Origin of the sequence: Bradyrhizobium sp. HKCCYLS3077 (assembly GCF_051167555.1) — a bacterium.
Lineage (GTDB): Bacteria > Pseudomonadota > Alphaproteobacteria > Rhizobiales > Xanthobacteraceae > Bradyrhizobium.
The window spans coordinates 846,327-865,081 of record NZ_JBNPTH010000004.1 but is presented as its reverse complement, the minus strand read 5'-3'; the positions used below and the strand labels follow the sequence as shown (position 1 = coordinate 865,081).

The 18,755-nt window shown below is 65.6% G+C and carries 19 protein-coding genes and 2 tRNA genes; 13 read left to right on the top strand and 8 right to left on the bottom strand.

Annotation, left to right across the window (positions count from 1 at the left end):
* Positions 1-648: a peroxiredoxin-like family protein gene (locus ACQR0Z_RS20235; RefSeq protein ID WP_434857291.1), complete on the bottom strand. Its 648-nt coding sequence runs from the start codon at positions 646-648 to the stop codon at positions 1-3.
* A gap of 266 nt (positions 649-914) precedes the next feature.
* A complete protein-coding gene (locus ACQR0Z_RS20230; protein ID WP_434919771.1) occupies positions 915-1,682 on the bottom strand; it encodes an enoyl-CoA hydratase/isomerase family protein in 768 nt (255 codons plus the stop codon).
* Between the two features lie 130 nt (positions 1,683-1,812).
* Here ACQR0Z_RS20230 and ACQR0Z_RS20225 point away from each other — a divergent pair, with 130 nt between their 5' ends.
* Positions 1,813-2,724, top strand: coding sequence for a LysR family transcriptional regulator (locus ACQR0Z_RS20225; RefSeq protein WP_434875741.1), 912 nt, complete (start codon positions 1,813-1,815; stop codon positions 2,722-2,724).
* Positions 2,725-2,819: 95 nt separating this feature from the next.
* Positions 2,820-3,068 carry a hypothetical protein gene (locus tag ACQR0Z_RS20220; RefSeq protein WP_434919770.1) on the top strand — a complete coding sequence of 83 codons (249 nt, stop codon included), beginning with the start codon at positions 2,820-2,822 and terminating at the stop codon, positions 3,066-3,068.
* 136 nt (positions 3,069-3,204) lie between these two features.
* On the opposite strand, the gene ACQR0Z_RS20215 is transcribed toward ACQR0Z_RS20220, so the two are convergent.
* The 4 genes from ACQR0Z_RS20215 to ACQR0Z_RS20200 form a co-directional block, all read right to left on the bottom strand.
* Entirely contained in the window at positions 3,205-4,545 is a 1,341-nt protein-coding gene (locus ACQR0Z_RS20215; RefSeq protein WP_434875743.1) for a TROVE domain-containing protein, read from the bottom strand.
* A 97-nt stretch (positions 4,546-4,642) separates the two neighbouring features.
* Positions 4,643-4,721, bottom strand: a tRNA-Glu gene (locus tag ACQR0Z_RS20210).
* Position 4,722: 1 nt separating this feature from the next.
* Positions 4,723-4,799: transfer RNA gene (locus ACQR0Z_RS20205), tRNA-Ser, on the bottom strand.
* Positions 4,800-5,229: 430 nt separating this feature from the next.
* Positions 5,230-5,376 (bottom strand): hypothetical protein, encoded by a 147-nt coding sequence (locus ACQR0Z_RS20200; protein ID WP_434875744.1) that lies wholly within the window; start codon positions 5,374-5,376, stop codon positions 5,230-5,232.
* A 536-nt stretch (positions 5,377-5,912) separates the two neighbouring features.
* Here ACQR0Z_RS20200 and ACQR0Z_RS20195 point away from each other — a divergent pair.
* The gene (locus ACQR0Z_RS20195) at positions 5,913-6,995 is read left to right on the top strand and encodes an Acg family FMN-binding oxidoreductase (RefSeq protein WP_434875745.1); all 1,083 of its coding nucleotides are present in this window, start codon (positions 5,913-5,915) and stop codon (positions 6,993-6,995) included.
* Between the two features lie 79 nt (positions 6,996-7,074).
* Positions 7,075-7,302 carry a hypothetical protein gene (locus ACQR0Z_RS20190; protein WP_434875746.1) on the top strand — a complete coding sequence of 76 codons (228 nt, stop codon included), beginning with the start codon at positions 7,075-7,077 and terminating at the stop codon, positions 7,300-7,302.
* Between the two features lie 3 nt (positions 7,303-7,305).
* On the opposite strand, the gene ACQR0Z_RS20185 is transcribed toward ACQR0Z_RS20190, so the two are convergent.
* Positions 7,306-7,653: a hypothetical protein gene (locus tag ACQR0Z_RS20185; protein WP_434919769.1), complete on the bottom strand. Its 348-nt coding sequence runs from the start codon at positions 7,651-7,653 to the stop codon at positions 7,306-7,308.
* A 126-nt stretch (positions 7,654-7,779) separates the two neighbouring features.
* Here ACQR0Z_RS20185 and ACQR0Z_RS20180 point away from each other — a divergent pair, with 126 nt between their 5' ends.
* The 3 genes from ACQR0Z_RS20180 to ACQR0Z_RS20170 all read left to right on the top strand — a co-directional run bounded on the left by ACQR0Z_RS20180 (position 7,780) and on the right by ACQR0Z_RS20170 (position 12,896).
* On the top strand, positions 7,780-8,484 hold the full coding sequence (locus tag ACQR0Z_RS20180) for a glutathione S-transferase N-terminal domain-containing protein (RefSeq protein ID WP_434919768.1): 705 nt from the start codon (positions 7,780-7,782) through the stop codon (positions 8,482-8,484).
* On the top strand, positions 8,481-9,458 hold the full coding sequence (locus ACQR0Z_RS20175; RefSeq protein WP_434919767.1) for an oxygenase MpaB family protein: 978 nt from the start codon (positions 8,481-8,483) through the stop codon (positions 9,456-9,458). Before ACQR0Z_RS20180 ends, ACQR0Z_RS20175 begins: the two co-directional genes overlap by 4 nt.
* Before the next feature lie 141 nt (positions 9,459-9,599).
* Positions 9,600-12,896: an SNF2-related protein gene (locus ACQR0Z_RS20170; RefSeq protein WP_434919766.1), complete on the top strand. Its 3,297-nt coding sequence runs from the start codon at positions 9,600-9,602 to the stop codon at positions 12,894-12,896.
* A 30-nt stretch (positions 12,897-12,926) separates the two neighbouring features.
* Here ACQR0Z_RS20170 and ACQR0Z_RS20165 read toward each other — a convergent pair whose 3' ends face one another.
* On the bottom strand, positions 12,927-13,127 hold the full coding sequence (locus tag ACQR0Z_RS20165) for a hypothetical protein (RefSeq protein ID WP_434857279.1): 201 nt from the start codon (positions 13,125-13,127) through the stop codon (positions 12,927-12,929).
* 218 nt (positions 13,128-13,345) lie between these two features.
* Here ACQR0Z_RS20165 and ACQR0Z_RS20160 point away from each other — a divergent pair, with 218 nt between their 5' ends.
* From ACQR0Z_RS20160 to ACQR0Z_RS20135, 6 genes are all read left to right on the top strand, one after another.
* A complete protein-coding gene (locus tag ACQR0Z_RS20160; protein ID WP_434857278.1) occupies positions 13,346-13,702 on the top strand; it encodes an ArsC family reductase in 357 nt (118 codons plus the stop codon).
* A gap of 305 nt (positions 13,703-14,007) precedes the next feature.
* On the top strand, positions 14,008-14,763 hold the full coding sequence (locus ACQR0Z_RS20155; RefSeq protein ID WP_035648423.1) for an ABC transporter ATP-binding protein: 756 nt from the start codon (positions 14,008-14,010) through the stop codon (positions 14,761-14,763).
* Positions 14,756-15,502 carry an ABC transporter ATP-binding protein gene (locus tag ACQR0Z_RS20150; protein WP_434857277.1) on the top strand — a complete coding sequence of 249 codons (747 nt, stop codon included), beginning with the start codon at positions 14,756-14,758 and terminating at the stop codon, positions 15,500-15,502. The genes ACQR0Z_RS20155 and ACQR0Z_RS20150 overlap by 8 nt, the downstream gene beginning before the upstream one ends.
* Before the next feature lie 40 nt (positions 15,503-15,542).
* Positions 15,543-16,766 carry an ABC transporter substrate-binding protein gene (locus ACQR0Z_RS20145; RefSeq protein WP_434919765.1) on the top strand — a complete coding sequence of 408 codons (1,224 nt, stop codon included), beginning with the start codon at positions 15,543-15,545 and terminating at the stop codon, positions 16,764-16,766.
* Between the two features lie 78 nt (positions 16,767-16,844).
* The gene (locus tag ACQR0Z_RS20140) at positions 16,845-17,732 is read left to right on the top strand and encodes a branched-chain amino acid ABC transporter permease (RefSeq protein ID WP_434875753.1); all 888 of its coding nucleotides are present in this window, start codon (positions 16,845-16,847) and stop codon (positions 17,730-17,732) included.
* A 1-nt stretch (position 17,733) separates the two neighbouring features.
* A complete protein-coding gene (locus tag ACQR0Z_RS20135; protein WP_434857274.1) occupies positions 17,734-18,702 on the top strand; it encodes a branched-chain amino acid ABC transporter permease in 969 nt (322 codons plus the stop codon).
* Positions 18,703-18,755: the final 53 nt, after the last annotated feature.

Below are 18,755 nucleotides of genomic sequence, written 5' to 3'. Positions count from 1 at the left end.
TCAAACGGCAGCGGGCATGGCGAGCGCGGCGAGCGCCGCATCGGGCTCGAGCCGGGTGCGATAATCCGGGCTGACATGGGCACGCAGGATGCGGCCGCCCTTGGCGATGACGTAGGTCGCGGGCATCGGCAGCGACCAGCGGCCGTCGCCATTGTGCACGGGCAGGTCGTGGCCGAATTTCTGGTACAGCGCCTTGATCGGCGCTGACAGTTCGTAGCGGATGCCGAGCGCGTCGGCGAGCCGGCCCTCGGTATCGGACAGGACGTCGAAGGCGAGCGCGTTCTTCTCCGCGGTGGTCAGCGTGTTGTCGGGCGTTTCCGGCGAGACCGCGACCAGCCGTGCGCCGCGCGCGGTGATCTCCGCGAGCCGAGCCTGATAGGCGCGGAGTTCGAGATTGCAATACGGGCACCAGCCGCCGCGATAGAATGTCACGATGAGGGCGCTGTCGGCCATCAGGGCCGCGAGGTCGGTGATCCCGCCTTTGTGGTTGGGCAGCGCGGGGGCAGGGAACGTCGCGCCCTGCTTGAGGGCACGCGCCGCGAGGTCTTCGAGCGTGGCGTTGTCGGATTCGACGAGTCGGGCGATGTCGTCGCCGACACGCGAGGTCCAGGCGGATTTGAAGGCGTCGAGTTCGGTTTGCAGGGACATGGTGGTGATCCTTTGGAGAGAATTCGGCGAGCGGCTTGCTCGGTCTGCACCTCTCCCCGCTTGCGGGGAGAGGTCGGATCGCATCGCCAGATGCGATCCGGGTGAGGGGGTACAGGTCTCGCCGCGGAGATTTCCCGTGCGGCTGCCCCTCACCCCGACCCTCTCCCCGTGAAGGACGGGGAGAGGGGGCGCAGCGTCGCTGGGGCAAGGGATTGGCTCACATCGAGCGGACTAACTACGCAGGGGCTGGGAGTTCTCCGACTTTCTCAGCGTTGCCCGGCCGTCATCTGCTGCACCAGGGCGTTGGCGCTGGCGCCTTCGAGGGCGAGGCCGTAGCCGACTTCGCGGACGATGCGCTCCTTGAGCGGCTGGACGAAATGGATGCGGCTGTTGCGGCGGGTGACTTCGGGCTGGCGCAGATAGAGCGCGGCGAGCTCGCGGGCGAAGGCGACCGTGTTGCCGTCGTCGGTGATGTGGTTGACGACGCCCCAGCTCAGCGCCTCCTGCGCCGACAGCGGCTGCGGGTTGAGCAGGAACGCCTGCGCGCGGCCGGCGCCGGCGCGATACGACCAGGTGGTGAAGATGCCGTCGCCCGGCACGATGCCGCCAGCGAAATGCGGCAGGTCGTTGAAGGTGGCGCTGCGACCGGCGACGATGACGTCGGCGAGCAGCGCATATTCGGTGTGGATGTGGGCACGGCCCTCGATCGCGGCGATCAGCGGCACGCGGATGTTGGCGATGTTCTCCAGGATCTGCGTGCCTTCGTCGTGAACGCGCGACCAGGCATTGGCGTCGCCGACATTGCCGAAGCTGGCGAAGTCGATCTCGGCCATGTAGTCGCCGACGCCGGTCAGGATCACGACCTTGTTGTCGCGGTCGCGGCCGATCTCATAGAAGGCGTCGGTGAACTCGGTGTGGTCGCGCGCATCGAAGCGGATCGGTCCGCCATCGCTGTGCATCTCGACCAGCAGGACTCCCTCCGCGTCGCGGCTCAGGCGCAGATGGGCGAAGCGGGTGAAGTAGGACGGGGTCATGGCTCTCTCCGTGGCGATGGGCGGCGACGTGCCGGCCGTTGCTGTCGGAAGGACAATCGCGCATTCGGCACGCTTGGATAATTGGCGGCGGTCAGATATCATTCATACGATTTTCGTATGGATGGTTGTCATGGATCTCCTGGGACCGATGCGGACCTTCGTGCGGGTGGTGGAGGCCGGCAGCTTCACCGCCGTCGCCACCGAGCTGAACACGACGCAGCCGACCATCAGCCGCCAGATCGGCGCGCTGGAGGATCACCTGCGGACGCGGCTGTTCACCCGCACGACGCGGGCGCTCACGCTGACCGACGACGGCCGGGTGTTCTACGAGCACGCGCTGCGCGCGCTGGAGGCGGTGTCGGAGGCCGAGGGCGCGGTTGGGCGCCGGCGGCAGAAGCCGTCCGGGCTGTTGCGGCTGGCCGCGCCGGTCGTGTTCGGCCGGCTGCATGTAGTGCCGCGGCTGCCGGCGTTCCTGAAGCGCTATCCGGACGTGTCGATCGATCTGATCATGAGCGACGGCTTTGCCGACCTGGTGGAGCAGGGCATCGACGCCGCCATCCGCGTCGGCGAGATCACCGATCCCGGGCTGATCGCACGGCGCATCGGCACGGTGCAGCGCGTGACCGTGGCGTCGCCGGCCTATCTCAAGGCCCACCGTGCGCCCAAGGTGCCGGCCGATCTCGCCGAGCACCAATGCATCGTCTACACAAGGCTCGCCACCGGAAACCGCTGGCTTTTCGAGGGCGCTGACGGACCGGTCGCCGTCGAGGTGAGCGGACGCTATCGCGCCGACAATTCGGAGGCCGTGCGCGACGGCGTGCTCGGCGGGCTCGGCATCGCCGTGATTCCAACATTTGCCTTTTCGCAGGAGATCGAGAGCGGGGCGGTCAAGGTGCTGTTGCAGGATTTTGCGCCGCGGCCGCTGCCGATGCACGCGGTCTATGCCTCGCGGCGGTTCGTGCCGCTCAAGGTACGCGCGATCATCGATCATCTCGCCCACGAATTCTCGCTCGACGCGCGGCTGTCATCCTACACGGCGTGATGCCGCTGGGGCGGTGCTGGAACAGCATCCGCCGCCCATGCGTTCGAACCGGCAGATAAGCCGACAACGATCGGCGACACGCCAGGAGATTTTTCATGGAACGCACGATCATCGGCCATTTCGCCACCCGCCGCGCCGCCGAGCTCGCCGTCGAGCATCTGGTGCAGGACCACGGCATCGCCCGCACCGACGTGTCCGTGCGCGCCGCAGGCGAAGCCAACAGCGCCGGCTCGAAGGCCGCCGGCGCCGACGTCGAGAGCGGCCATCCCGGTGTCGACAAGCAGGGGGCGCCGGAGCTCGAAGGCGAGATCGAGGTGTCGGTCGGCGGCCGCGCTGCCGGCTAGGCAGACGTGGAGGGCATCATGAGGGAGGCGGGAGCGCGGAGCGTCAGCGCGCACTGACGGCATCGGATGCGCCTCGCGCCGATCTCAAACGCAAAAAGGCCCGGGCGCGTGTTTGACGCGTCCGGGCCGGTTGTTGTCAGTGCAGCGTGCTCCCGCGAGAGCTTTCCTCCTGCGCCGCGATCCAGGCGATCACGGCCTCGGAGAAGCCGTTGACCCGCGTCCAGGGTCCGTATCCGACCCCGTGCTGGTACGACGCCACGTTGACCATGGTCCCGCGCGCCTTGGGCTGCGGCACCGCATCGTGGCTCTGCTCGTCCGTGAAGACGATCAGGCGGTCGCCCTTGCGGTCGACCTCGCCCACCGCACGTCCGAGATAGGTCCCGGAATGCGGCTGCGATCCGAGGATCGCATCGCGCAGCGCGAAGCCACGCCGCGGCGGCACCTTCACGACCTTGTCGCTGAACGTGAAGATCTCCACCTCGTCGCAGACCTCGCGGGCGAGGATCGCAAGCCCGCACGCGGCCTCCGCGCGCGTCATCTCCGACTGCGCGGACAGCCTTGCGAACATCGAGCCGGACACGTCGATCAGGAGCCGCGTGCGGCCTCGCAGCCGTGCATAACCCTTGATCGACTTCAGCATCGCCTGCTCGAGCTCCGGCTCGACATCAGGCGCGTGCCGCGCCGCCGTGATGAACCGATACGGCAGGACACGGTCCGTCCGCATCGTCTCGATCGCGGCCGCGATGGCCTCGCGCGACACCCCGGCCTGACGCATCAGGCGCAGGTTGCGCAGCAGCGCCAGCGCTCCGAGCCGCCTCTCGGCGAGCAGCCGCTCGAAGCTCTCCCGCTTGTCCGCGCCAGTCGAGAGCGCGACCTCCCAAGTGTCGGGCGAGGGCAGCTCGCCATCGACGAGCTGCTTCCACACCGCCTCCTGGGCCACGTCCTTGGGCCTGGCGTGCACCAGGAACAGGACGTCGCGCAGTCGCACCGGGCCCTCGCGGTCATATTTCGCGAGCTGATAGGCGTCGAACTTCGCGAACGCCTTCGCCAGCCCCTTCTTGACCTGCGCCGACACCGGCTGCCGCTTGCGCTGCTGCTGCGGCCCGAGGGAGTCTGCCCAGTAGATCGCGAGTAGCTCGGTCATCTCGTCCGGCCGCTGGATGATGCGCGCAAGCGTCTCGGCGACCAGCGCACGGTGCTGGGGCAGCCGCGCCATCTCGCGGGCGACGAGCAGCGGCGCGTGCCGCAGCTTCATCTCCTCGCGCGCGCGGACCGCAAGCCCGGCGACCTCGCGCGGCTCGACCTGCGCTACGAGCGACGTGATCCGATCGGCGATCGCGACCCCGTCCTCGTAGAACTGGTCCTCCCACAACAGGCAGCTCATCAGCGTGCGCTGCAGCGCCTGGACGGGCGCGAGCTGCCGGGACGGCGCACCCTCATGGGTGAAGGCGCGCAGGGACTTGTTGAGCCTGACCATGATGGCCTCCTCTTGGCTTGGGTTGATGATGGATGGAGTCGCCGGAGTACCGGCCAGTGCGCATGATGTCGGTTGAGATCGCATGCGATAGGAACCACGCGCCGGGAACGGGCGAATGCTGAGGTCCGCTCCACTCGCGTGGAGCGGCTAGTGCTCTGCCGCTGAGCTACCGGCGCATGGAACGCCGGGTGGGAGTCGAACCCACGACCTCTCGATTAGCAATCGAAGTATCAGCACTCTTCACCACGGCACGTGGAGAACGGGACGCAGAGGATATCTGCGCCGTCTCTGAGATGACCGCCTTTCGTCGACGATCGGTGACATGGATCACGAGCCGGGAACGGGCGACGACTGTACCCGGTCCACTCGCGTGGACCGGACAGTGCTCTACCCCTGAGCTACCGGCATTTGCGCCGGGCGGGACTCGAACCCGCGACACCTGGCGTGGCAAGCGAAGTAACAGTCGTCTTCACCACGGCTCGTGAAACTGGTCGGCGGGGAACGGGTGATGCTGTTGCTGCCCCAAGGGAGCGCTCGGTTTCAACGAAGTAACAGACATCCTCACCACCGCTTGGCCGCCCGGCGGTCGCTGGACGGCGTTGTTGGCTTGCTGGGGAACGGGCGATCACGGCAATACGACGATCGAAACGCAGGCTCGACATCAGCCTCACCGTAGCCCGCGACTCACCCATCTCGCTTGACGGATTCCACGGTACGATCGATCGAAGGCGGCTCATCGCCGCGTTGACGCGAAGGATCCGCGATCTTCACCACCAGCAGCTCCCGGCCGCGAACGGCCGGGAAGTCAAATAGCTTGTCTGCGGCGCTCATTGGCGCCGCGCGTTGCGAGCTCCTTGGAGCTCGCTCTGTCATCGGTGTCCGGCGTCACGCCTCGTTCCCTCCGACAGGCCCCGCGCTCTTGGGCACGCGCGTCACCTGCGCGAGCCCCGAGATCCGGGTCTCCCGTTCCGGCTGGTCGCCGGGACAATTTGTAGTTCGCCGTGCAGCCGGCTCGCGAAGGGCAACAAAAAACCCTCCGGAGCGGCTGGCTCGGGAGGGTCCGTGTGAACAGGACAATGGATCTTGCGTCAGGCAAGATCGCTCCTCCGAGCATGGCGTGCGTCATCCGACGGCCCAAAGCCGCTGGACGTGCAAATCATGTGTTCGTCACCGAAGGACATCGTCGTTCTCATTGTTAGTCGCGGACGCAATCGCTCGCGAGGTCGCGGGGCATACGCTCGTTTGTTGTTGCTGTCAACAGTGCGTTGCGGACTTTCTCGCTCACTTCTGGCGATGTTGATTTGAAACAAGACAGGACGGCGTTGCGCGCCTATCATTGTTGTCATGAATTCGGCGGGCATGTGGTGATGAACCGACGGCAGATCCTGTTAGGAGCGAGCAGCGCGCTGACAGCGGCTGCGCTCGGCGCGGGCGCCTGGCGCTCGGCCACCGGGGCGATGTCCGCGTACGAGAGCTACAGCGCGCGGCTGCGTGCGCCTCTGTCGGGCGAGATCGCCGACGTGATCCGCTACGCGACCTTGGCGGCCAACGGCCATAATACCCAGCCGTGGCGCTTCGCCGTTTCGGCCGATGCGATCACGATCGCGCCCGATCTGTCGCGACGCACGGCGGTGGTCGATCCCGACGATCATCATCTGTATGTCAGCCTCGGCTGCGCGGCGACCAACCTTGCGATCGCGGCCGCCGCCAGCGGCCGTCCGGGCGAGGTGATCATCGATGGTCCGCTGGTGCGCTACGTCTTCACCGGCGGCCGGCGCGATGACGTCGATCCGCTATTGGCCGCCATCAGCCGCAGGCAGTCGACGCGCGCCGACTATGACGGACGCGAGGTGCCGCCGCGCGATCTGTCGTCGCTGCAGGTCGCCTCGGCGGTGGCCGGCGTCGATCTCGCCATCGTCACGGCGCCGACTGATATCGCCGCCATCCGCGACCTCGTGATCGCCGGCAACAGCGCGCAGATGCGCGACGCCGCGTTCATGCGCGAGCTGAAGGAGTGGATCCGGTTCAATCCGCGCAGCGCGATGGCGAGCGGCGACGGCTTGTTTGCTGCAGCGAGCGGCAATCCGTCCTTGCCGACGACGCTGGGCAGCCTTGCCTTCGATCTCCTGTTCGATGCTGCGGCCGAGAACGACAAATATGCGCGACAGATCGCATCCTCGTCAGGCATTGCAGTGTTCGCCGCCGAGCAGGCCGATCCCTCGCACTGGATCAGGGCGGGGCAGGCGTGCCAGCGCTTCGCGCTCGAAGCGACGCGCCTCGGGCTCAAGCTCGCCTTCATCAATCAGCCGGTCGAAGTGGCCGCGTTGCGGCCCGAGCTGGCGCGACTGATCGGGACGACGCGGCGGCCGGACCTCGTGCTGCGTTTCGGCTACGGCCCCACGCTGCCATTCTCGCCGCGCCGGCCTGTCGATGCGGTGGTGGGTTCATGAGTCGTTCCTGTCAATCTTGACGGATTCGCGACTCGGTGCATTGCTTCATGACATGTTCGAGAACACCCGATTGGCACGCATGAGCGACGGGCATTATTGCCTGGTGCGCGACCTTGGCCTGGTCAAGGGCGGCAAGGGCATGCGTCATCATGAGGTGGTGGTGGACTTCAGCTATCGCGGCCTCAAGGTGTTTGCCAAGCAGGGCGCATCGACCCTGATGCGCCGCGTCGCGGCGAAGCTGGCGCAGTACGAGGCGACGGCGAAGCTGCCGGCGCTGCTGCGCGTGCGTCTGCGCGAGCCGCAGTAGACGTCACCGCCTGGGCTTGCGCTTCGGATCGTACGGACTGTCCGGGTTGACGTCGAGATCGACATCGGCGACGCAATATTGCGGCTGGCTGTGGCTGCGTCCCGAATGCCAGCGGCCCTCGCGCAGCTCGACCTCGCTCATCCCGGCAACATCGAAGCACTTCCATTGACCGCCCGGTGGCAGGCCGCTGCTCGCGCCGCCCGCGAACTGGAAGGCGAGCACGCGCTCACGGCCCGCGGTGTGGCCGAGGACGATCGGACAGATCGCGCGGGCGTGGCCGCGATAGAGGCACAGCACCTGCCGGCGCTTCATCATCGCCTGCATGATCAGGTCATAGGTCGAACTCGCCATGCGCCATCTCTGCACGTCTATTGCACGATAAGACCATGCTCCCGCACCGGTTCCCAGCCCATGCCTTGCGGCGCGAGCGCATGGGCTTAGATTGAGCCTTCAACGCAACAGGCGAGCCAAGCCATCATGTCCGACCTTTCCAGCTTCCCGATCACCAAGCGCTGGCCGGCGCAGCATCCCGACCGCATCCAGCTCTATTCGCTGCCGACGCCGAACGGCGTGAAGGTCTCGATCATGCTGGAAGAGACCGGGTTGGCCTATGAGCCCCACGCGATCGATTTCGGCAAGGACGACCAGAAGACGCCCGAGTTTCTCTCGCTCAATCCGAACGGCAAGATCCCGGCGATCATCGATCCCGCTGGTCCCGGCGGCCAGCCGCTCGGCCTGTTCGAGTCCGGCGCGATCCTGCACTACCTCGCCGAGAAGACCGGCAAGTTCCTGCCCGCCGATCCGGCGCGGCGCTGGCAGACCATCCAGTGGCTGCACTTCCAGATGGGCGGTGTCGGGCCGATGTTCGGCCAGCTCGGCTTCTTCCACAAATTCGCCGGCCGCGACTACGAGGACAAGCGGCCGCTGCAGCGCTACGTCGCCGAGAGCAAACGGCTGCTCGGCGTGCTCGAAGCCAGGCTCGACGGGCGCGAGTGGATCATGGACGGCGACTACACCATCGCCGACATCGCCACGCTTGGCTGGGTGCGCAACCTGATCGGCTTCTACGGCGCGCGCGAAATCACGGCCTTTGACGAACTGAAGCACGTGCCGGCCTGGCTGGAGCGCGGCCTGGCGCGGCCGGCGGTGCAGCGCGGGCTGGAGATCCCGAAGCGGCCGTGATCGTCAGCGAGGCGGATTTCGAGCGTTGCCTGGATGAGGTGCTGTCGGCGCCCGCTGTCGTCGGCGACGGCGTGCTCGGGCCCGACAGCGTGATGTGGCGGGTGCATCGCGAGGCCGCGCTGTTTCTCGGCGCCGGCCGCGCACTGCTGCTGCAGCTCGCTCATCCCTGGGTCTCGGCCGGCATCGCCGAGCAGTCGAAGGTGTTCGCCGATCCGCTCGGCCGCTTCCACCGCACCTTCAGCATCGTCTACACGATGGTGTTCGGCACGCGCGACCAGGCGGCCGCCGTGGCGCGGCGGCTGTACCGGCGGCATGCGGCTGTCGATGGCGTGATGACGGAAACGGCCGGGCCGTTCGCGGCCGGCTCGCGCTATCGCGCCAACGATGTCGACGCCCTGCGCTGGGTGCATGCGACGCTGGTCGAGACGGCGATGATGTCCTACGGTCTGCTGTGTCCGCCGCTGACCGATGCCGAGCGCGAGCAGTATTGGCGCGACGCGATGCGCTTCGCGGGCCTGTTCGGGATTCCCCGCGAGGTGCTGCCGCCGGACTGGGCGTCCTTCAAGCTCTACACGGCCGAGATGATGGAGTCGGAGACGCTGACGGTCAGCACCGCTGCGCGCGACATCGCCCAGCGCATCTTCTCCGGCGAGGCGACATGGATCGGGCCGCCGCGCTGGTTCACGGCGCTGACGGCCGAGATGCTGCCGGAGCGGCTGCGGCTGGCGTTTGATCTGCCCTATGGCGAGCGCGACCGCCGCAGCGCCGCGCGCGCCCGGATCTGGCTGCCGCGCATCTATCGGTCGTTGCCGGAGCGGCTGCGCACCGTCGGGCCGTATCAGGAAGCGATGGCACGTATTCACGGCGAGCCGTGTCCGTCCTTCACGCGCCTGCTCAACCGCGGCTGGATCGGGCAGCCGCTCATGCCGGCTGCGAACGCCGGTGGCGTGCGGCGCCCTTCCGCGCAGAGCTGACCTCGCGTCGCGCGGTTGGGGCCAACAGGCGCGCCGTTCCTCGGAGATATCCCCAGGCCGCAGGTCCACGCCCATCTTTCGGCGCTGATCGTGCTACATGGGTGCTGCGCAGCCACGTTGGCATGCGTCAGGTTCACCATCATGCCGCTTCCCTTCAAAAAGCCCGGGGCCATCCGTTCGCTCTTCAGCCATGCCGCCTTTCAGAAGGCGGAGCTCCTACAGCGCAGTGGCGGCGTTTTCGATTTCGAGATCAGCGACGACGGCCTCGAACTGGCCGCGTCGGTGAAGGGCTCGCAATCCTGGCCGTATGAGGTCGAGATCAAGCTGAAGCCGGACAAGCACGGGCGCGTGGGCGTCATCGGGACGTGTACGTGCCCGATGCAATTCAACTGCAAGCATGTCGCGGCAGTGCTGCTCGAAGCGACCGAGCCGCCGGAGGATGACGACGACGACCTGAAGACACGCGCGAAGCCGGAGAAGGCGAGCCGGGTGGTGCTGCCGCCGGAGATTACGACCTGGCTGAACAGGATTGGCGCGGTCAGCCGTGGGGAAGCCTATCCTCCCGCGGTCAAGCAGAGGCTGATCTATGGTGTGCAGCCGCATTCCGAGTCCGGAGGCCCAGCCTATCCAGTCGTCCGGCTGTGGTCGGTCCGGGTCGGCAAGGACAACAGCTTCTCCGGAGCGTTCTCGAAGGTCGAGAGGATGCCAGCAGGCGCCGATTATGCGGCGGCGTACTACCGCGACAGCGATCTCGATATCGCGACGCGGCTTGGACCCCACGTCTTTCTCGACGGACAGTGGGCCTTCCGAATCGGCTCTCCCGCGCTGTTGAAGCGGATCGTCGACACGGGGCGGGCCTATTGGCGCGATCATGCCGGCCCGCTGCTGCGCTGGGGCGACAAGCGCAATGGCCGGATTGAATGGCAGCCGGTCGGCCTGCGAGGCGTCGGTGCAAGGCTCGTCGTCGAAGGCGTGACGGCGCTGCATGCCAACCCACCCGTGTACGCCGAGGAAAAGACCGGAATCGTTGGCGAGGTCGATCCCGGGATTGATCCGCAAATGGCGCAGCACCTGCTGAGTGCGCCGACGCTGCCGAAGGCGGTGATCGGCGAGGTCTCGCGGCATCTCAGCGAGCGGCTGCCCGCGCTCGATCCCGCTCTGCTGCCGTCGCCGCCGAGCGAGGTCGTCCGGATCGAGGCCAAGCCGGTGCCGATCCTGCACCTGCGACGCGGACCTTATCCGGGCTATGGCTTCCAGGGCGTCCACACCAGCGGGCTTCCGCTCGGCGTGGTCCGCCAAGTCTACCGTTATGGTCCGATCGAGATCGAGGCCGACCAGGGCGGCAGCGAGATCGAGATGTTCCACGATGGCCGCGTGCACGTCGTGACGCGTGCCAAAGCGGACGAGCGCAAGATCTCCAAGCGGCTGACCGAACTCGGCCTCGTTCCGCTCAGGAAAGTCCAGACCTACAGCTTCGGCGGATTCGGCGGTGATCTCACTTTTGCCGACGAAGGCCGTTGGCTGCAGTTCATGCATCTCGACCTCGACCCGTTGCGAGCGGAGGGCTTCGAGATCCGCATCGATGACACCTTCCCGTTCCGGATGGCCGACTCTTCCGGCATCGTCGACATGGAAATCGAAGGCAGCGGGATCGACTGGTTCGAGTTCGGCTTCAAGATCGACATCGACGGCAAGCCGCACGATCTCGCCGAGCTTCTGGCGCGGCTGCTCGCGGAGCCTGGGATCGTCGACGCGCTGGCGGAGGCCGACTCCACCGCGAAGCACATGTATGTACCGCTGCCCGACGGCCGGCACCTGGCGCTCGCGGCCGGTCGTTTCCTGCCGGTCCTGCTGGCGCTGCAGACGATGGGGCTGAGTGGCGGCAGCTTCGATGCCTCCGGCAAGCTCCGGCTCTCGCGTGCGCAATTGGTGCCGCTGCTGGCGCATGACGCGGAGGCGTTCAAGGGACCTGACGATCTGCGGCGGCTGGCCGATCTGCTGCGGCAGCGTCAGCCTGACGACATCGAGCTGCCTGCCGGCTTCAAGGCCAAGCTGCGGCCGTATCAGCAGCACGGCGTCGCCTGGCTCGATCTCTTGCGGCAGGCCAATCTCGGCGGCGTGCTCGCCGACGACATGGGCCTCGGCAAGACGGTGCAGGTGCTGGCGCTGCTCGCGCTGGAAAAGGCGCGCGGCGCGATCACGGCGCCGGTGCTCATCGTCGCCCCGACCAGCCTGATGACGAACTGGTTCAACGAGGCTGCCAAGTTCGTGCCTGATCTGAAGGTCCTGGTGTTCCACGGCGCCGCGCGCAAGGAGCTGGTCGATCAGATCCCGCAGCACGACGTGGTGCTCACGACCTATCCGCTGATCGCGCGCGACCATGAGCTGATCCTCGGCCGCGACTGGCACATGGCCATTCTCGACGAGGCGCAGACGATCAAGAACCCGAACGCCGCGACGACGCGCTGGCTCAGCGCGATCAAGGCCAGTCATCGCTTCTGCCTCACGGGCACACCGATGGAGAACCATCTCGGCGAGCTCTGGTCGATCATGAGCTTCGTCAACCCCGGCTATCTTGGCGACAAGAGTGCGTTCACGCGCAACTGGCGTTCGCCGATCGAGAAGGAGGGCGACCAGGTGCGGGCCGCGGCGCTGACGCGCCGGGTCAAGCCGTTCTTGCTGCGACGGACCAAGGAGGAGGTGGCCTCCGAGCTACCCGCCAAGGTCGACATCGTGGAAACGGTGGCGATCGAGGGCAAGCAGCGCGACCTCTATGATTCGATCCGTGCGGCGATGGCCAAGAAGGTGCGCAAGGCGCTCGACGAGCGCGGGCTCGCCCGCAGCCACATCATCGTGCTGGAGGCGCTGCTGCGGCTGCGCCAGGTCTGCTGCGATCCGCGGCTGCTGAAGCTCGACGACAAGACCGAGCGGCCCTCGGCGAAGCTCGACCGCCTCATGGAGATGGTCGAGGAGTTGCTGAGCGAGGGACGCAAGATCATCATCTTCTCGCAATTCACCTCGATGCTGGCGCTGATCGAGCAGCGCTTCAAGGAGCTGGAGATCGGCTACGAACTTCTCACGGGCGATACGCGTGATCGCAAGCGCGCGATCGAAGGGTTCCAGAAAGGGAAGAGCCCGGTCTTCCTGATCAGCCTGAAGGCCGGCGGCGTCGGGCTGAACCTGACGGCCGCGGACACGGTGATCATCTACGATCCCTGGTGGAATCCCGCCGTCGAGGCCCAGGCGATCGACCGCGCCCACCGCATCGGCCAGGACAAGAAGGTCTTCGTCTATCGATTGGTCACCGCTGGGACGATCGAGGAGAAGATCGGCGAGCTGAAGCAGCGCAAGCAGGCGATCGCCGATCGGCTGTTCGACAACGAAGGCAATATCGGCAAGGCGCTGACCGAGGACGATATTGCCGCGCTGCTGTCTTGAGGCAGTGGCACGCGATCGGCCGTGTTCCGATCACGCCAGCGCAATGTCCTCGCGGTCCCTGGTCTCCTCGACCCAGGCATGGGCGGCGAACCATTCATGATAGGTCCGGCAGTGCGGGCAATAGGCGCGCGAGAAGAACACGGGCATGCGCCGAAAACGCGCGGCATCCATTTCCATTCCCGTCTCGATGCTGCGGCCGGTCTGCGGACAACGCACCATGATCTTGCCCATTCGCGGTCTCCTGTTCGCGCGCCAGATACGCCGGGGATGCGAAGAAAATGTAATGCTCAGCCGACACTTTCATGGCAAAGCTCGGAGTGAATTCCGACTGTGGAACGAACGGCGTTCGCGCATCAAAAGCGGGTGAATCGCACTGCAAAATGCGGGGCCGATTGTCGCAACATGAGACATTCTTCGGCATCGCACACGAAGGGTTGAGGACGAGTGGCATGAGCATCACGATCTACGGAATCAAGAACTGCGACACGATGAAGAAGGCGCGCGCCTGGCTCGACGAGCACGGCGTGGCTTACGACTTCCACGACTACAAGACCGCCGGAATCGACAAGGCGACGTTGAAGGCGTGGAGCGACGAAGTGGGCTGGGAGGTTTTGCTCAATCGCGCCGGGACGACGTTCAAGAAACTGCCGGATGCGGAGAAGGAGGGGCTGACCGAGAGCAAGGCGATCGCGCTGATGCTGGCGCAGCCGTCGATGATCAAGCGCCCGGTGCTCGATCTCGGAACCAAGCGCGTGGTCGGCTTCAAGCCGGACCTCTACGCGAAGGACGTGAAGGCCGCCAAATAATAGCTGGCTGCCACCACCTTCGCGCTCGCGAGTTTCGGGGACGCGAGCGGATGTGACAGAACGACGGTGGTCCGTTACTCTATGTCCGCGGGTAGGACACAGCAGAATCAACGCGAGGTTCAGAAGGCGCCCCGCGACCGCGTTGCCCAGCTTTCCGCCTTGCTTAACTCCCTCGATTGACGGCATATTCCGGCCCGAAGCGGTCGCGGAGGGCGGCGCGGAATCGTTCAAGCCCTCCGGTAGAGCCGCCGTACAGGAAGAAGCGAGGGCCGGGCGCCATCCGCGCCGGCTCGGGGGGAATCTGTTTGGCTGACGAGTTCATTCTCGAAACCCACGGATTGACGAAAGAATTCGCGGGGTTTTTTGCCGTTCGCGATGTTTCGCTCAAGATCCGCCGGGGCACCATTCACGCGCTGATCGGCCCCAACGGGGCCGGCAAGACGACGTGCTTCAATCTCCTGACCAAGTTTCTGCGGCCTTCGGCCGGCAAGATTCTCTATAAGGGGCAGGATATTACGGCTGTGGCGCCGGCCGACGTGGCGCGTCTCGGGCTGGTCCGCTCGTTCCAGATCTCAGCGGTGTTTCCGCATCTGACCGCGCTGGAGAACGTCCGCGTCGCCCTGCAGCGCCAGCATGGTTCGTCGTTCGACTTCTGGCGCTCCAAGAGCGTGCTGAACCGCTTCAACGGCCGCGCGCTGGAGCTGCTCAATGATGTGGGCCTCAGCGAATTCGCCAATATTCCGGCCGTCGAAATGCCCTATGGACGCAAGCGCGCGCTGGAGATCGCGACCACACTCGCGCTCGATCCGGAGATGATGCTGCTGGACGAACCGATGGCCGGCATGGGCCACGAGGACATCGACAAGATCGCAGCCCTGATCAAGCGCATCTCGGCCAAGTACACGATCCTCATGGTGGAGCATAATCTGAGCGTCGTCGCCAATCTCTCCGACACCATCACCGTGCTGACGCGCGGGCAGGTGCTGACCGAGGGACCTTATTCCGAGCTCTCCAAGGATGAGCGCGTCAAGGAAGCCTATCTGGGAGCCGGACATGCCTGAGGTGATGACGGCGACGAAAACAGGCCAGGCGGCTGCCACCAGCACCATTCTCGACGTCAAGAATCTCGAGAGCTGGTACGGCGAGTCCCACATTCTCCACGGCATGAACTTCAACGTGAATGCCGGCGAGGTCGTTACCTTGCTCGGGCGCAACGGCGCCGGCAAGACCACGACCCTGAAGTCGATCATGGGGATCATCGGCAAGCGCACCGGCTCGGTTGCCTTCAACGGTCAGCAGCTGATCCGCATGACCTCGGACAGGATCGCGCGGCTCGGCATCGCGCTGTGTCCGGAAGAGCGCGGCATCTTCGCCAGCCTCGACGTGCGCGAGAATTTGCTGCTGCCGCCGGTCGTGCGGCCGGGTGGGCTGACGCTTGACCAGATCTTCGAGCTGTTTCCGAACCTGAAGGAGCGGCTGAAGAGCCAGGGCACCAAGCTCTCCGGCGGTGAACAGCAGATGCTGGCGATCGCGCGCATCCTGCGCACCGGCGCGAGCTTCCTGATGCTGGATGAGCCGACCGAGGGCCTCGCGCCGGTCATCATCCAGCAGATCGGCCACACCATCGCGCGGCTGAAGAAGGAGGGGTTTACGATCCTCCTCGTCGAGCAGAACTTCCGTTTCGCCTCGACGGTGGCCGACCGCTACTACGTCGTCGAGCACGGCAAGGTCATCGACGGATTCGCCAATGCCGATCTGTCCGCCAACATGGACAAGCTGCATACTTATCTCGGCGTCTGACCGGCGCCGGGACTGTTTCTTGGAATTTGGAAAGTTGGAAATGAAGAGCAAATTCATCGCGTCATTGCTGCTGGGCACGGCGCTGACCCTGGCCAGCGGCAGCATCGCTCTGGCGGGCGACAAGGTCGTCAAGATCGGCGCGTTGTCCGATCAATCTGGCCTGTATTCCGACCTCGGCGGCCCCGGCTCCACGCTCGCGACGCAGATGGCGATCGAGGATTCCGGCCTCACCGCGAAGGGGTGGAAGATCGACGTCATCTCGGGTGACCACCAGAACAAGCCCGACATCGGCACCTCGATCGCGCGGCAGTGGTTCGACGTCGACAAGGTCGACATCATCGTCGACGTGCCCAATTCGGGCGTGGCGCTGGCGGTGAACAACGTCGTCAAAGAGAAGAACGGCGTCTACATCAATTCGGGCGCGGCGACCTCCGACCTCACCAATGCGCAGTGCTCGCCGAACACCGTGCACTGGACCTACGACACCTACATGCTGGCCCACACCACCGGCCAGGCGCTGGTCAAGGCCGGCGGCACCACCTGGTACTTCCTGACCGCGGACTACGCCTTCGGCGCGGCGCTGGAGCGCGACACCACGGCGGTGGTCACCGCCAATGGCGGCAAGGTGGTCGGCACCGTCAAGCATCCGCTCAACACCTCCGACTTCTCGTCCTTCCTGCTGCAGGCGCAGTCGTCGGGCGCCAAGGTGATCGGGTTGGCCAACGCCGGCGGCGACACCACCAACTCGATCAAGCAGGCGGCCGAGTTCGGCCTCACCAAGGGCGGTCAGAAGCTCGCTGCGCTGCTGCTGTTCCTGACCGACGTGAAGTCGATCGGGCTCGACATCGCGCAGGGCCTCAACTTCACCGAGACCTTCTACTGGGACATGAACGACCAGACCCGTGCGTTCTCGGCGCGCTTCTCCAAGCGGATGAAGAACGGCGCGCCGCCGACCATGGTGCAGGCGGGCGTCTATGCAGGCCTGTTGCATTACTTCAAGGCGCTGGAGGCGCTGGGCGAGAACCCGCATGACGGCGTGAAGATCGTCGACAAGATGAAGTCGATTCCGACCGAGGATACGCTGTTCGGCAAGGGCGAGATCCAGCCCAACGGCCGCACCATCCACACCGCCTATCTGTTCGAGGTCAAGAAGCCGTCGGACTCGAAGGGCCCGTGGGATCTCTACAAGATGGTCGGCTCGGTGCCGGGCGACCAGGCCTTCACGCCGCTCGACAAGAGCGCGTGCGCGCTGTTGAAGAAATAAGCCGCTGCGGTCCCGGCGGTTCGCCGCCGGGACTGTCGTTTGACCCTTGGGAAACGCCGAGAAAAATAGAACAAGACGATGCAGGCTCTCTACGCACAGCTCCTGGTCGGACTGATCAACGGCTCGTTCTACGCGCTGCTCAGTCTCGGGCTTGCCGTCATCTTCGGCATGCTCAACATCATCAATTTCGCCCATGGCGCGCTCTACATGATGGGCGCGTTCTGCGCCTATTTCCTGCTGAATCTCGGCGGCATCGGCTATTGGTGGGCCCTGCTGCTGGCGCCGATCATCGTCGGCATCTTCGGCATGGTCCTGGAGCGCACGCTGCTGCAGTGGCTCGCCGGGCTCGACCATCTCTATGGCCTGCTGCTCACCTTCGGCATCGCGCTGATCGTGCAGGGCCTGTTCCAGAACTATTTCGGCTCCTCGGGCCTGCCTTACGCGATCCCCGACTATCCGCAGATCGGCGGCTTCCGCGGCCTTCAGGGCGGCATGAACCTCGGCTTCATGTTCCTGCCGATCTATCGCGGCTGGGTGGTGATCTTCTCCCTCGTGGTCTGCCTGGCCACCTGGTTCCTGATCGAGCGCACCCGGCTCGGCGCCAATCTGCGCGCCGCCACCGAGAATCCCACGCTGGTGCGCGCCTTCGGCATCAACGTGCCGCGCATGATCACGCTGACCTACGGGCTCGGCGTCGGTCTTGCGGCGCTCGCCGGCGTGCTGTCGGCGCCGATCAACCAGGTCCGGCCGCTGATGGGCGCCGACCTGATCATCGTCGTGTTCGCCGTCGTCGTGATCGGCGGCATGGGCTCGATCATGGGCTCGATCATCACCGGCTTCGCGCTGGGGGTGATCGAGGGACTGACCAAGTATTTTTATCCCGAGGCTTCCAACACCGTGGTCTTCGTTCTGATGGTCCTGGTGCTGCTGGTGAAGCCGACGGGTCTGACCGGACGGGCGGCCTGACATGACATCGATCACCGACGAGACCCTGCCGATCACCCCGCGCGCGATGCGCGACGAGATGATCGTGTTCGTCATCATGGCGGCGCTGCTCGCCATCGTGCCGTTCACCGGGCTGTATCCGTTCTTCGTGATGCAGGCGCTGTGCTTCGCGCTCTTGGCCTGCGCCTTCAACCTGCTGATCGGCTATGGCGGGCTGCTGTCGTTCGGCCACGCGATGTTCCTGGGCACCGCGGGCTATTGCAGCGCGCATGCGCTGAAGGTCTGGGGTTTCCCGCCGGAGCTCGGCATCCTCACCGGCGTCGCCGGCGCCTTCGTGCTGTCGCTGGTCACCGGCTACATCTCGATCCGCCGCCAGGGCATCTACTTCTCGATGATCACACTGGCGCTGTCGCAGCTCCTATACTTCGTCTACCTGCAGACGCCGTTCACCCACGGCGAGGACGGCATCCAGGGCATTCCGCAGGGCAAGCTGTTCGGCTTCATCGACCTGTCGAAGCCTGTCACGCTGTACTACGTCGTGCTGGTCGGCTTCCTCGCCGGCTTCCTGCTGATCTTCCGCACCATCAACTCGCCGTTCGGCGAGGTGCTGAAGTCGATCCGCGAGAACGAGCAGCGCGCGATCTCGCTCGGCTACAAAACCGACCAGTACAAGCTCTTGGCCTTCATCCTGTCCGGCACCATCGCGGGCTTCGCCGGCTCGCTGAAGGTGTTCGTCGCCCAGAACGCCTCGCTGACCGACGTGCACTGGTCGATGTCCGGCGAGATCGTGCTGATGACGCTCGTCGGCGGCCTCGGAACGGTGTTTGGCCCCGTCGTGGGAGCCTTCGTGATCATCGCCATGCAGCAATATCTGGCCGGGTTCGGGCAGTGGGTCACCGTCATCCAGGGCGTCATCTTCGTCGCCTGCGTGCTCACCTTCCGCCGCGGCGTGGTCGGGGAAATCGCCCATTTGTTCAAGCGATCCCTGTAAGCCATTGATCTAAAATAAGATTATGTGCGGGGCAGAAAGTGGTGGATCATCCG